At 39.6% G+C, this 12,808-nt stretch carries 16 protein-coding genes; all 16 read left to right on the forward strand.

Annotation, left to right across the window (positions count from 1 at the left end; translation table 11 throughout):
- Positions 1 to 7: 7 nt before the first annotated feature.
- The 16 genes from tamL to rpmC all read left to right on the forward strand — a co-directional run bounded on the left by tamL (position 8) and on the right by rpmC (position 12,800).
- Positions 8 to 2,338 (forward strand): translocation and assembly module lipoprotein TamL, encoded by a 2,331-nt coding sequence (gene tamL / locus ACTB0Y_RS09980; RefSeq protein ID WP_463206677.1) that lies wholly within the window; start codon positions 8 to 10, stop codon positions 2,336 to 2,338.
- Positions 2,339 to 2,436: 98 nt separating this feature from the next.
- Positions 2,437 to 3,783: a sodium-dependent transporter gene (locus ACTB0Y_RS09985; protein ID WP_463206678.1), complete on the forward strand. Its 1,347-nt coding sequence runs from the start codon at positions 2,437 to 2,439 to the stop codon at positions 3,781 to 3,783.
- 24 nt (positions 3,784 to 3,807) lie between these two features.
- Positions 3,808 to 4,881, forward strand: coding sequence for a helix-hairpin-helix domain-containing protein (locus tag ACTB0Y_RS09990; RefSeq protein WP_463206679.1), 1,074 nt, complete (start codon positions 3,808 to 3,810; stop codon positions 4,879 to 4,881).
- A 132-nt stretch (positions 4,882 to 5,013) separates the two neighbouring features.
- The gene (rpsL, locus tag ACTB0Y_RS09995) at positions 5,014 to 5,391 is read left to right on the forward strand and encodes a 30S ribosomal protein S12 (protein ID WP_057954013.1); all 378 of its coding nucleotides are present in this window, start codon (positions 5,014 to 5,016) and stop codon (positions 5,389 to 5,391) included.
- A gap of 7 nt (positions 5,392 to 5,398) precedes the next feature.
- Positions 5,399 to 5,875 (forward strand): 30S ribosomal protein S7, encoded by a 477-nt coding sequence (rpsG, locus tag ACTB0Y_RS10000; protein WP_463206680.1) that lies wholly within the window; start codon positions 5,399 to 5,401, stop codon positions 5,873 to 5,875.
- Positions 5,876 to 5,902: 27 nt separating this feature from the next.
- Positions 5,903 to 8,014 carry an elongation factor G gene (gene fusA / locus ACTB0Y_RS10005; RefSeq protein ID WP_463206681.1) on the forward strand — a complete coding sequence of 704 codons (2,112 nt, stop codon included), beginning with the start codon at positions 5,903 to 5,905 and terminating at the stop codon, positions 8,012 to 8,014.
- Between the two features lie 13 nt (positions 8,015 to 8,027).
- Entirely contained in the window at positions 8,028 to 8,333 is a 306-nt protein-coding gene (rpsJ, locus tag ACTB0Y_RS10010) for a 30S ribosomal protein S10 (protein WP_057954016.1), read from the forward strand.
- Positions 8,334 to 8,348: 15 nt separating this feature from the next.
- The gene (rplC, locus tag ACTB0Y_RS10015) at positions 8,349 to 8,966 is read left to right on the forward strand and encodes a 50S ribosomal protein L3 (RefSeq protein WP_463206682.1); all 618 of its coding nucleotides are present in this window, start codon (positions 8,349 to 8,351) and stop codon (positions 8,964 to 8,966) included.
- On the forward strand, positions 8,966 to 9,595 hold the full coding sequence (gene rplD, locus ACTB0Y_RS10020) for a 50S ribosomal protein L4 (RefSeq protein WP_463206683.1): 630 nt from the start codon (positions 8,966 to 8,968) through the stop codon (positions 9,593 to 9,595). The genes rplC and rplD overlap by 1 nt, the downstream gene beginning before the upstream one ends.
- Before the next feature lie 8 nt (positions 9,596 to 9,603).
- Entirely contained in the window at positions 9,604 to 9,894 is a 291-nt protein-coding gene (rplW, locus tag ACTB0Y_RS10025; RefSeq protein ID WP_463206684.1) for a 50S ribosomal protein L23, read from the forward strand.
- 9 nt (positions 9,895 to 9,903) lie between these two features.
- Complete coding sequence (gene rplB, locus ACTB0Y_RS10030; protein WP_463206685.1) at positions 9,904 to 10,728, forward strand: 50S ribosomal protein L2; 825 nt, start codon at positions 9,904 to 9,906, stop codon at positions 10,726 to 10,728.
- An 18-nt stretch (positions 10,729 to 10,746) separates the two neighbouring features.
- Positions 10,747 to 11,013 (forward strand): 30S ribosomal protein S19, encoded by a 267-nt coding sequence (gene rpsS, locus ACTB0Y_RS10035; RefSeq protein WP_463206686.1) that lies wholly within the window; start codon positions 10,747 to 10,749, stop codon positions 11,011 to 11,013.
- Between the two features lie 18 nt (positions 11,014 to 11,031).
- Complete coding sequence (gene rplV, locus ACTB0Y_RS10040) at positions 11,032 to 11,442, forward strand: 50S ribosomal protein L22 (protein WP_463206687.1); 411 nt, start codon at positions 11,032 to 11,034, stop codon at positions 11,440 to 11,442.
- Positions 11,443 to 11,446: 4 nt separating this feature from the next.
- Positions 11,447 to 12,139, forward strand: coding sequence for a 30S ribosomal protein S3 (gene rpsC, locus ACTB0Y_RS10045; protein WP_463206688.1), 693 nt, complete (start codon positions 11,447 to 11,449; stop codon positions 12,137 to 12,139).
- Between the two features lie 21 nt (positions 12,140 to 12,160).
- Positions 12,161 to 12,583, forward strand: coding sequence for a 50S ribosomal protein L16 (rplP, locus tag ACTB0Y_RS10050; RefSeq protein WP_057954024.1), 423 nt, complete (start codon positions 12,161 to 12,163; stop codon positions 12,581 to 12,583).
- A 13-nt stretch (positions 12,584 to 12,596) separates the two neighbouring features.
- On the forward strand, positions 12,597 to 12,800 hold the full coding sequence (gene rpmC, locus ACTB0Y_RS10055) for a 50S ribosomal protein L29 (protein ID WP_463206689.1): 204 nt from the start codon (positions 12,597 to 12,599) through the stop codon (positions 12,798 to 12,800).
- Positions 12,801 to 12,808: the final 8 nt, after the last annotated feature.

The following is a 12,808-nucleotide window of genomic DNA, read 5'->3' on the forward strand; positions in this document are numbered from 1 at the left end:
CGTTTGTATGAGTCGCAGAACCGCTGTAAGGACTCTTTTATTGATGCTTTTTGTTTTTGCTGCAGTGCAATCGTGCCGCATCACACATCATGTGCCCGAAAATGAATTTTTGCTAAATAAAGTTCATATCAATATTGACAATAAGAAAGTTGATGAAGACGATCTTACGAACTATATACAACAGGAACCAAATCGCAGAATACTCTATTTTTTAAGGTTTCACCTTTGGGTTTATAATATTTTTAAACCACAAAATCGTGATAAAGGGATGTTTAACTATATTGCAACGGTGGTAGGCGAAGAGCCGGTTGTTTATGATCGTTTTCTCGCAGGCAAAACAACCAGGCAGTTTGAGAAGTATTTGCACAACAGAGGCTATTATAATGCACAAGTGAAGGATTCTGTTGTAAAGAACGGACAAAAACTCGACTTGTATTATATTATAGAATCCAATGAACCCTATATTATAAACTCCATCGAATATGAATTTGCCGACAGTTCTATAAGCTCATTAATTCTTAGCGATACAGCTGCTGGTTTTATTAAAAAAGGGGCCGTGTTCGATGTGAAATCCTTTCAAAAAGAACGCAATAGAATTACCCGCCAAATGAAAGAAGCTGGCTATTTTTTCTTTCGAAAAGATTTTATCTCTTTCAAGGCCGATACTACAATAATGCCTAATCGGGTAAGCGTGGTATGTCAGATCGATGAATTTGTGCGCAAGACAGAGGATGGTAAAATTATACGAGAACACCACAGGCCTTGTCGTATTAAAGATATTTATCTCTATCCGTCATTTGACCCGAAAAGTGCTATTGCTGAAACGCAAAGCTATTTTAGCTCCTTCGATACCGTAAAACATGAAGAATTCGATGTAATTTTTTCCGATAAATTAAGAATAAAACCCGATGTAATTTTGCAGGCTAACACCCTTAAGGAGGGACAGAAATATGATATACGAAATGTGGAGGATACCCGTCGGTTTTTGAACTCCTTGAGTTTTTTTAAACTAATACATATTCAGTTTCGACCGGCAGAGTCTACTGGTGATTCTGTAATATGGCTAAATGCACATTATCAACTTACTCCCTATACGCTGCAATCTTATACGGTCGAACTGGAAGGTAGCAACACTGGTGTTAACTGGGAAGCAGGGGTCAATTTGTCTTATCAGCACCGCAATGCATTTAGGGGGGCTGAACTTTTAGATGCATCAGTTAAAGGCGCTTTGGAAGCCACTCGAGATGTGGTCGGTGAAGAAACATCGGAACGTTTCGATTTTAATACATATGAATATGGAGCAGAATTCCGTCTTGAGTTTCCGAAATTTCTCATGCCATTTCGCAAAAGACAATTCTATAAAAAATTTCACCCACAAACATCAACTACATTTCAATATAACTTTCAGCAGCGACCAGACTATACGCGTACAATACTAAGAAGTAGCTTTGGATATTTCTGGAACAGTTCTGCAAATATGCGGCATATTGTGACACCTATTGAGGTCAATTCCGTGCGTCTGCCAAGGGCCGATTCTACATTTTTGCAGGAAATTGAAAACAATAGCTATCTGAGAAATTCATACGATGACTATTTCATTACGGCTTCAGGTTACCAGATGATATACAGCAATCAAAATATTCAAACAAACCGCAATTATTTTTATATAAAAACCAATGCCGAATTTTCAGGTAATATTTTAAATGGTATTTATAATGCTACTAACCGCGATACGGTCAATGGTAATTATCAAATCTTTAATACCAGGTACTCACAGTATTTTAAAGGAGATGTGGATTTTAGGTTCTATAACGTGCTTAATGAAGGAAATCGTATGGTTTACAGACTTTTTATTGGTGCCGGTATTCCTTATGGCAATGCCAATAGCTTACCTTTTATCAAACAATATTTTGGAGGAGGAGCTAGCGGTATTCGTGCCTGGCGTTCACGGGATCTTGGCCCGGGAATATACCAGGATAGTTCAGTATATCCCAATCAGTCTGCCGGTTTAAAACTGGAAATGAATATGGAATACCGTTTTCCTATTTTTTGGATGATTGAAGGTGCAGTTTTTCTCGATGCGGGTAACATATGGGCTATTACTGCAGGTGACAATCGCGAAGGAGCCCGCTTTTATATCGACCAATTTTATAAACAACTTGCTGTGGGTACCGGATTTGGCATAAGATTAGATTTTTCATTTTTCGTTTTCCGGCTCGATACCGGATTGAAACTGTTCGATCCTGCAATAGGTGGTAGCAATAAGTGGGTGCTTCACGATCGCAGATGGGGCAAAAATGATTACCAGATACACTTTGGAATTGGATATCCATTTTAAAAAATATGGCAGAATAGCCTAAAATACTATTTTTGTATTTTCAGTAACCATAAAGTTGTTCCTTAGCAATTGAATTTTAAAACTATAAAATAGTAGCCATGAAACAAGAGGAAAGAGGTAGCTTTACCAGTAAGTTTGGTGTTATAGCAGCTGCAGCAGGTTCTGCAGTCGGTTTGGGAAATATTTGGCGATTCCCTTATGTTGCAGGCGAAAATGGTGGTGGAGCATTTTTACTTATTTACCTCTTTTTTATACTTGCCATAGGAATACCTGTTATGCTCTCCGAATTTACAATTGGTCGAAAAGCACAACGCAATGCATTTGGATCGTTTCGTAAATTAGCCCCGGGGTCTGGCTGGCCGCTGGTCGGCTTAATGGGAATTGTAGCTGCATTTGTAATTTTAGCATTCTATTCTACTATTGCTGGCTGGACTGTAGAATACATCATTAAATCTGTACAGGATGGATTCAGAGGAAAGGACACATCAGCACTTTTTGAAACATTCAAATCAACTACTTTCAAACCATTATTATGGCAGTTTATATTTATGATTTTAACTGCCGGGATAGTTTTTGCCGGCGTCCAGAAAGGGATTGAACGTTATACAAAAATTTTAATGCCCCTCCTGTTCATTTTAATTTTAGCCATGTGTGCTCGCTCTGTAACTTTGGATGGTGCAGGCAAAGGCCTCAGCTTTCTATTTAAACCAGATTTTTCTAAAATTACTTTCAATGTAGTGCTTGAGGCATTAGGCCAGGCTGCCTTTTCATTAAGTATTGGCATGGGAGCTTTAATCACTTATGGTTCTTATATAAGAAAAGACAATAACCTGTCGAATACTGCAATGCAGGTGGCCTCTACCGATACGCTTATTGCTATTTTAGCAGGCGTTATGATTTTTCCTGCAGTATTTGCACTCGGAATGGATCCCAAAGCCGGCCCCGGTCTCGTATTTGAAGTCTTGCCAAAGCTTTTCATGAAAATGCCATTAGGATATTATTTTTCAGTGCTCTTTTTTATTTTGCTGGCAGTAGCAGCCCTTACATCTACCGTGTCTGTGCTGGAGGTAGTTGTAGCTTATTTCTCAGAGGAATTGAATATGAGCAGAGCAAAAGCTACCATTATAAGCGCATCCTCCATTTGGGTGTTCGGTATATTGGCAACCTTGTCATTTAGCGATTTAAGTAATGTCACAATCTTTGATAATACATTTTTTGATTTGATGGATTATTTATCTGCAAATGTATTATTGCCCCTCGGAGCACTTCTGATTGTTATATTCCTGGGCTGGAAATTGGGGAAAAAAGCTACACAACAGGAAATTACAAATGAGGGAGCTTTAAAACTAAAAGTATTTGAAATATTCTTTTTTATTGTAAAATACATTGCCCCAATTGCTATTGTACTGGTATTTCTTAATTCACTCGGGATATTAAAGTTTTAAAAACAGATCAAAGGATAAAATTGAATGAGTCACTTCAGGCGTAACCTGACATCATTTACTAAGCGGGAGCGAAGAGGTTCTTTTATTTTTATAATCCTTCTTCTTGCAATAATGCTTGCCGGTAAATTTATTCCTGATATGGTGGAGGAAAAACCGTGGTTCATAGTAAAAGATTCTACGATGATAAATTCCTGGATTAATGATATTGCAAAACAAAAGGAATTGAACTTGCACAGGATCAATCCAAATAAGGTTACTATTGATGAACTTTACGATATGGGTATACCTGCTTCCATTGCTTCTGGCTGGATTAAATATGTCGATGCCGGAGGGCAATTCTATCGTAAAACTGATCTGAGAAAAATATATGGAATGCCAGACACACTTTATGCAAAAATAGAACCCTGGATCCAAATACCACAAAAAGAATCCGGTACGTATTCTTATCAACAAACCTTTTCCAAACCAGAACGCAAATATTTAAACATACAAAAATTTGACCCCAACACATTTACAAAAGAGATGCTTATTGATGCAGGTGTCAGACCACAAATAGCTGCCAATATCATTAATTACAGGGAAGCGGGAGGATATTTTCAAACAAAAAAAGACTTATTGAAATTGTACGTAATTGATACAGCCTATTTCAATCATTTAAAACCCCATATCAGTTTGAACGTTGAGCTCAAAGAGATAGTAAGAATTGATAGCGTTGAACTTAACTCAACAACGGTAGAGGAGCTTATGCAATTAAACATTCAAAAAAATATTGCACGGAGAATTATTAATTACAAAAACCTGCTGGGCGGCTTTTTTAGCCATAAACAGCTGAGAGAGGTATACAGCATAGATTCCTACACCATCAACAAACTGAATCGTTCAAGTTGGATTGATACCTTATTAATAAAACCTATAGATATTAATGAAGCTGATGAATATGAACTAACTCAACATCCTTATATAACCCAACAGGCGGCAGAGCAAATAAGGAAATACCGTGATTTCGCCTCCAAAATTGAATCACTCGATGAGTTGTTTAATTTGGGTATTATGGAACAGCAATCAAAGAAAAAGCTCCACTATTATTTATTGTTCTAGCTAGTCTTCAAAACATTATTTTAGAATATCGGGTAACTCACTGAAAAAAAAGGAAAAAATTCTTTTTTTGAAAAAAATAATTATACCTTTGCAACCCAATTTATTAGGGTAAAATATCTTAATTCATAGAATATGCCTACAATACAGCAGTTAGTAAGAAAAGGAAGAACGAGAATCGAACAGAAGAGTAAAGCGCCTGCATTAGGTGCCAGCCCTCAAAAGCGTGGTGTATGTACAAGGGTATATACCACAACGCCTAAAAAACCAAACTCGGCTATGCGTAAAGTAGCCAGAGTACGTTTGACCAATGGGAAAGAAGTAAATGCTTATATCCCGGGAGAAGGCCATAACCTTCAGGAGCACTCAATTGTGCTTATAAGAGGCGGCCGTGTGAAAGACCTACCAGGTGTTCGCTATCACATTGTGAGGGGAGCACTTGACACATCAGGAGTTGATGGAAGATTACAGCGTCGTTCCAAGTATGGAACTAAGAAACCAAAGAAAAAATAATTGATCGATGAGAAAAAATAAACCCAAAAAACGGATAATTACGCCCGATCCAAGGTATAACGATAAGTTAGTTACCCGTTTCGTCAATGAATTGATGATGAGTGGTAAAAAGAACTTGGCGTACAATATTTTTTATGATGCTTTGGACATTGTTGGAGCTAAAATGAAGGATAATGAAGAGTCTCCGTTAGAAATTTGGAAAAAAGCATTACAAAATGTGACACCAAAAGTTGAAGTTCGTAGCCGTAGAGTTGGAGGTGCTACATTCCAGATTCCACAGGAAATCAGGGATAGTCGTAAAGAAGCACTAAGTATGAAGGCGATGATTAGATTTGCTCGCGAAAGGAATGGAAAAACTATGGCCGATAAATTAGCGGCTGAAACTATGGCGGCATTTAACGAAGAAGGTGGCGCATTTAAAAAGAAAGAAGATACACACAGAATGGCAGAGGCAAATAAAGCCTTCTCCCACTTCCGCTTCTAAATCTTTTTAAAATCTCGATATATTACGATGGCAAACAAATTAGAATTTAATCGAAATATCGGTATCATGGCACACATCGATGCCGGTAAAACTACTACAACAGAGCGTATACTCTACTACACAGGTATCACACACCGGATAGGAGAGGTGCATGATGGTGCTGCTACTATGGACTGGATGGAGCAGGAGCAGGAAAGAGGTATTACCATTACTTCTGCGGCAACTACCTGCTTTTGGAATTATCAGGACCAGGAGTACAAAATTAATATCATCGATACCCCCGGACACGTTGATTTTACTGTTGAAGTAGAAAGGTCTTTGCGCGTGCTCGATGGAGCAATTGCAGTATATTGTGCAGTAGGTGGAGTAGAACCGCAGTCAGAGACTGTATGGCGTCAGGCCGATAAATACGGAGTACCCCGTATTGCTTTTGTGAACAAGATGGACCGTACAGGCGCTGATTTTTTCGGTGTTGTTACTCAAATGAAAGAGCGACTTAAAGCCAATGCGGTGCCTATTATGCTACCAATTGGTTCAGAAGAGTCCTTTAGTGGTGTGGTTGACCTAATCCAAAACAAAGCAATTGTATGGGTCGATGATGAAGAATTAGGAACAAATTACGAGTATGTTGACGTTCCTGATGAAATGAAAGACGAAGTAGATGAATGGAGAACCCATCTTATTGAGGCTATTGCCGAAACAGATGACTCCATTTTGGAACGTTATTTCGAAGATCCTGATTCATTGACCGAAGATGAACTTAGAGCAACTATTCGTCAAGCCACAATTAACCGGATCATCACACCTGTTATGTGTGGATCAGCATTTAAAAATAAAGGCGTACAACGCCTCTTAGATGCAGTTGTAGCATATTTACCTAGTCCAATGGACATAGGATATGTAAGCGGAACCGATCCAGACGATGCTGAGGTTGCAATGGAGAGAAAGGCAAACGACGATGAGCCACTTTCTGCACTTGCATTTAAAATTGCAACAGATCCATATGTAGGTCGTCTTTGCTTTATGAGAATCTATTCAGGAGTACTCAAAGCAGGTGATCAGGTATTGAATGTGCGTACTGGTAAAAAAGAACGCATATCACGCTTATATCAGATGCATGCCAATAAACAAAATCCAATCGCTCAGGTTGGCGCAGGTGAAATAGTTGCAGGTGTTGGTTTTAAAAGTATTAGAACCGGTGATACATTGAGTGCAATAAACCATCCTATTGCTCTTGAGCAAATGGAATTTCCGGAACCAGTAATCTCAATCGCAATTGAGCCTAAAACACAGGCCGATATCGATAAACTGGATATGGCACTGGCCAAGTTAGCTGAAGAGGATCCAACATTCCAGGTAAGAACAGATGAAGATTCTGGTCAAACCATTATTAGTGGTATGGGAGAGCTTCATTTGGATATTATCATTGATCGTTTGAGAAGAGAGTTTAAAGTCGATGCCAATAAAGGTGAACCACAGGTTAAGTATAAAGAAGCAATTACCCAAGCCGTTGAGCATCACGAAATTTTCAAAAAACAAACAGGTGGTCGTGGTAAATTTGCCGATATTCAGGTACGAATCGAACCCGCAGAAGAAGGTAAGCCTGGGTTGGAATTTATTGATAAAATTAAAGGTGGATCTATTCCAAGAGAATACATCCCATCTGTTGAAAAAGGCTTTACAGAAGCCATGCAAAACGGCCCATTGGCTGGATATCCAATCGATAGCCTTAAAGTAACACTTTCCGATGGGTCATTCCACCCGGTTGACTCCGATCAGTTGTCGTTTGAAGTTGCCGCAAAGTCAGCATTCAGAGCAGCAGCTGCAAAAGCCAAACCGGTATTACTCGAGCCTGTAATGGCCGCTGAGGTGGTAACACCCGAAGAGTATATGGGCGACATTATCAGTGACTTTAATAAGCGTCGTGGTAATGTAGAAGCCATGGAAGAAAAATCAGGAGCACGCATTGTGAAAGTCAAAGTACCTTTATCAGAGAAATTTGGCTATGTAACAGTGTTACGTACAATTTCTTCAGGGCGCGCTACTTCTTCAATGGAATTTTCACATTACGCAGAAGTACCAAAAAATATTGCCACAGAAGTGCTCGATAAAGTAAAAGGAAGAACAGATCTATTATAAATAATAAGAGAATATGAGCCAGAAAATTCGAATCAAACTCAAGTCGTACGATCATAACCTGGTCGATAAATCGGCTGAGAAGATCGTGAAAACGGTAAAAACTACCGGCGCGGTGGTAAGTGGCCCTATTCCGCTTCCAACACGTAAGCGTATTTTTACCGTATTACGTTCAACATTTGTGAACAAAAAATCCCGCGAGCAATTTGAATTGTCTTCGTACAAGCGGTTGCTCGACATTTACAGTTCTACTGCCAAGACCATCGACGCACTCATGAAATTAGAGTTGCCAAGTGGAGTTGAGGTAGAAATTAAAGTATGATAGTTAAAACAGATTATGGCTGGATTAATTGGAAAAAAAATCGGAATGACATCGGTTTTCAGTGCCGAGGGAAAAAATATTCCATGCACTGTGATCGAGGCTGGACCCTGTGTTGTCACACAGGTGAAAACCGTTGATAGCGACGGTTATGAAGCACTACAACTCGGGTTTGAAAGCAAGAAAGAAAAAAATGCTAACAAACCGGAGCTTGGACACTTTAAAAAAGCTAACACCACACCTAAACGTAAACTCATTGAATTTAACAAATTCGGCGATGTTTATAATTTAGGCGATGTGGTTAATGTTGAGCTTTTCAAAGATGATACCTGGGTTGATGTAACCGGAATATCGAAAGGAAAAGGATTCCAGGGCGTAGTTAAACGCCATGGTTTCAGAGGCGTGAACGACGCTACTCACGGTCAGCACGACCGTAGCAGAGCACCGGGATCAATCGGAGCATCATCTGACCCTTCCAAAGTATTTAAAGGTATGAGGATGGCAGGACGTACCGGTGGTCAAAAAGTTAAGGTTTTGAGCCTGAAAGTGATAAAAATTATTCCTGAGAGCAACCTTCTTATTGTTAAAGGTTCAGTACCAGGATCCAAAGGATCATACTTAATAATTGAGAACTAATGGAAGTAGTTGTAAAAAATATTGCAGGAGAAGACACTGGTCGTAAAATAGAATTAAACGATTCTATATTTGGTATCGAACCAAACGATCATGCCATCTACCTCGACGTAAAAGGCCATTTGGCCAATAAACGTCAAGGTACGCACAAATCCAAAGAAAGAGCCGATATCGTAGGAAGCACCAAAAAATTAAAACGACAAAAAGGTACTGGTACAGCTCGTTCCGGTAGCATCAAGTCGCCTATCTTCCGCGGTGGTGGTCGTGTATTTGGACCAAGACCTAAAAGTTACAATGAAAAGGTCAATAAGAAAGTAAAAGCATTAGCACGCAAATCTGCATTGAGCTATAAAGCAAAAGACGGTCAAGTTATTGTTATTGAGAGCTTTAGTATGGATAAACCTAAGTCTAAAGAATTCTCAAATATTCTCAATAATCTGAAAATTAATGACAAAAAGTCCCTTTTTGTTTTAACAGATACAAATAAAAACATATATTTGTCGGCGCGAAATTTGCCCCATGCACAGGTTGTTGCAGAAAATGGGCTAATGACTTACAATATTCTCAACAACAATACTTTAGTATTGACTGAGGATATGGTAAAACGTTTAGAAAAAGTTTTTGAAAAATAGTTGTAGCAATGGAAATTCTGAAGAAGCCTATCATTACAGAGAAGATGACTGCCAAGTCCGATGACTTAAACCAATATGGTTTTATTGTAGATAAAGAATCTACAAAAGAGCAGATCAAGGATGCAGTTGAAGAATTATACCAGGTAAAGGTTGACTCTGTAAACACAATGCGCTATGGCGGCAGACAGCAAATGAGGTATACCAAAGCCGGTGTTGTAGCTGGCCGTAAACCTGCCTACAAAAAGGCGATCGTGACATTGCAAGATGGAGAAACAATCGATTTTTACAGCAATATCTAAATTTGAGAGATGGGAGTAAGAAAGCTTAAACCTGTTACACCAGGACAAAGACACAAAATTGTGAGTAACTTTGATATGGTTACCACTTCAACACCTGAAAAATCATTGTTAAAGCCCAAGAAGAACTCCGGTGGCCGTAATAGCTCCGGACGAATGACAATGAGGTATATAGGTGGCGGGCATAAACAAAAATACCGTATTATAGACTTCCTTCGTGATAAAGAAGGCGTAGAAGGTACGGTAAAAACTGTTGAATACGATCCAAACCGCACAGCGCGTATCGCATTGGTTACATATGCCGATGGCGAAAAACGCTACATTATTGCGCCAAATGGAATACAGGTCGGACAAACAATAAAATCAGGAAAAGGATTATCTCCTGAGATTGGAAACTCACTTTTCCTGTCCGATATACCACTTGGTACAATTGTGCACAATATTGAATTGAAACCCGGAAAAGGTGCTGTTCTGGCAAGAAGTGCCGGTACCTATGCACAATTGGTTTCAAGAGAAGGAAAGTATGCCGCCATTAAACTACCATCAGGAGAAGTGCGATTAGTATTGACCACCTGTAAAGCTACCATAGGATCTGTATCGAACCCCGATCACAGCCTTGAGCGTTCAGGTAAGGCCGGAAGAAGCCGCTGGAAAGGAAGACGTCCACGCGTACGTGGCGTTGTAATGAACCCGGTAGATCACCCAATGGGTGGTGGAGAAGGCCGCGCAAGTGGAGGACATCCACGTTCGCGCAAAGGACTAAGGGCAAAAGGTTTCAAAACCCGCACGCCCAAGAAGTATTCAAATAAGTATATTGTAGAGCGTCGTAAAAAATAATGCATAACTGAGGAGATTATGAGCAGATCATTAAAGAAAGGCCCTTTTATTGATTACAAACTCGAGCGAAAAGTATTCAAAATGAATGAGTCTACTAAAAAACAGGTAATTAAAACCTGGGCTCGAGCATCAATGATATCGCCGGATTTTGTAGGGCACACTATTGCCGTTCATAATGGTAATAAATTTATTCCTGTATACGTCACCGAGAACATGGTAGGGCACAAGTTAGGCGAATTTGCACCTACCCGTCAATTCCGTGGTCACGGTGGTAAACAGAGATAATCTTAAAAGACAGAAATAATGGGTGCAAAAAAGAGAATACGAGCAGAAAAACTAAAAGAAGAACGGAAAAACCATTACTATGCCGTTCTGCGCAATTGTCCAACATCGCCCCGCAAAATGAGGCTTGTTGTAGATTTAATACGTGGAGTTGAAGTTAATGAGGCACTGGATATCTTAAGATTTACACCAAAAGAGGCAGCAAAAAGAGTTGAAAAATTACTCAAAAGTGCAATTGCCAATTGGGAAATCAAAAACGAAGGTGTACGTCTGGAAGAAGCCAACCTTTATGTGAAAGAGGCTTATGTAGATTCAGCCAGAGTATTGAAACGCCTGCGTCCCGCACCACAAGGTCGGGCTCACAGAATTCGCAAGCGTTCCAACCACGTGACAATTGTATTGGATAGTTATAATCAAACTGAAAAAGCGTAATTCGATGGGACAAAAAACTAATCCAATAGGAAACCGATTAGGATTTATTAAAGGTTGGGAGTCCAACTGGTTTGGCGGAAATCGTCAGGAAGATAAACTAGTCGAGGATAATAAGATAAGAACATATCTTAAAGCACGTTTAGCTAAAGCCAGTATCTCAAGAATCGTTCTTGAACGTACGCTGAAGCTAATTACCATTACCATTCATACTGCCCGTCCGGGTATTATTATTGGTAAAGGTGGTCAGGAAGTTGACAAACTAAAAGAAGAGTTGAAAAAACTGACCAAAAAAGAAGTACAAATCAACATTTTTGAAATTAAACGCCCGGAACTCGATGCCACACTGGTAGCCAATAATATCGCACGCCAATTAGAAGGACGCGTATCGTATCGTCGTGCAATTAAAATGGCCATTGCCTCATCATTAAGAATGGGTGCACTAGGCATTAAAGTGCAAATCAGTGGACGTTTAGGTGGTGCAGAAATGGCTCGCACAGAAACCTATAAAGAAGGACGTATTCCGTTACATACGCTCCGCGCTGATATCGATTATGCATTGGGTGAAGCACTGACCAAAGTAGGGTTGCTAGGTGTTAAAGTGTGGATTTTTAAAGGTGAAGTTTACGGTAAACGCGACCTATCGCCAAATGTTGGCCAGGCAAGCAATCGTAAAGGTGGTAAAAGAAGAAAGAAGTAACTTTAAAATCGAGAAGACGTTATGTTACAGCCAAAAAAGACAAAACACCGTAGAGTCCAGAAAGGCCGCATGAAAGGTAATGCGCAAAGAGGTAATCAACTTGCCTATGGTTCTTTTGGCATCAAAAGCCTCGACAGCCACTGGATTACAGGTCGACAGATAGAAGCTGCCCGTATCGCAGTGACTCGTTATATGCAACGTCAGGGGCAAACCTGGATCAGGATTTTTCCGGATAAACCCATATCTAAAAAACCTGCAGAGGTTCGAATGGGTAAAGGTAAAGGTACACCAGAAGGTTTTGTGGCACCTGTTACCCCAGGACGGATGCTTATCGAAGCAGAAGGCGTACCCGTAAAAATTGCCAAAGAAGCATTGCGACTGGCTGCACAAAAATTGCCAGTCCGAACTAAGTTTGTTGTAAGACGAGATTACGTCGAAAATTAATAGGAGTAGCGCTATGAAAATGTCAGAAATTAAAGAATTGACAGAGCAGGAGCTGTTGGAACGTATCGACGATACGCAAAATATGCTCACTCGAATAAAATTGAACCATGCCGTATCGCCACTGGAGAATCCTAATCAGATTAAGAATGTGCGTAAAGACGTTGCTCGTTTATTAACTGAGAAACGCCTTAGAGAACTAAACAAACAGAACGATTAATTCAATAG

The organism is Salinivirga sp., from assembly GCF_055145285.1.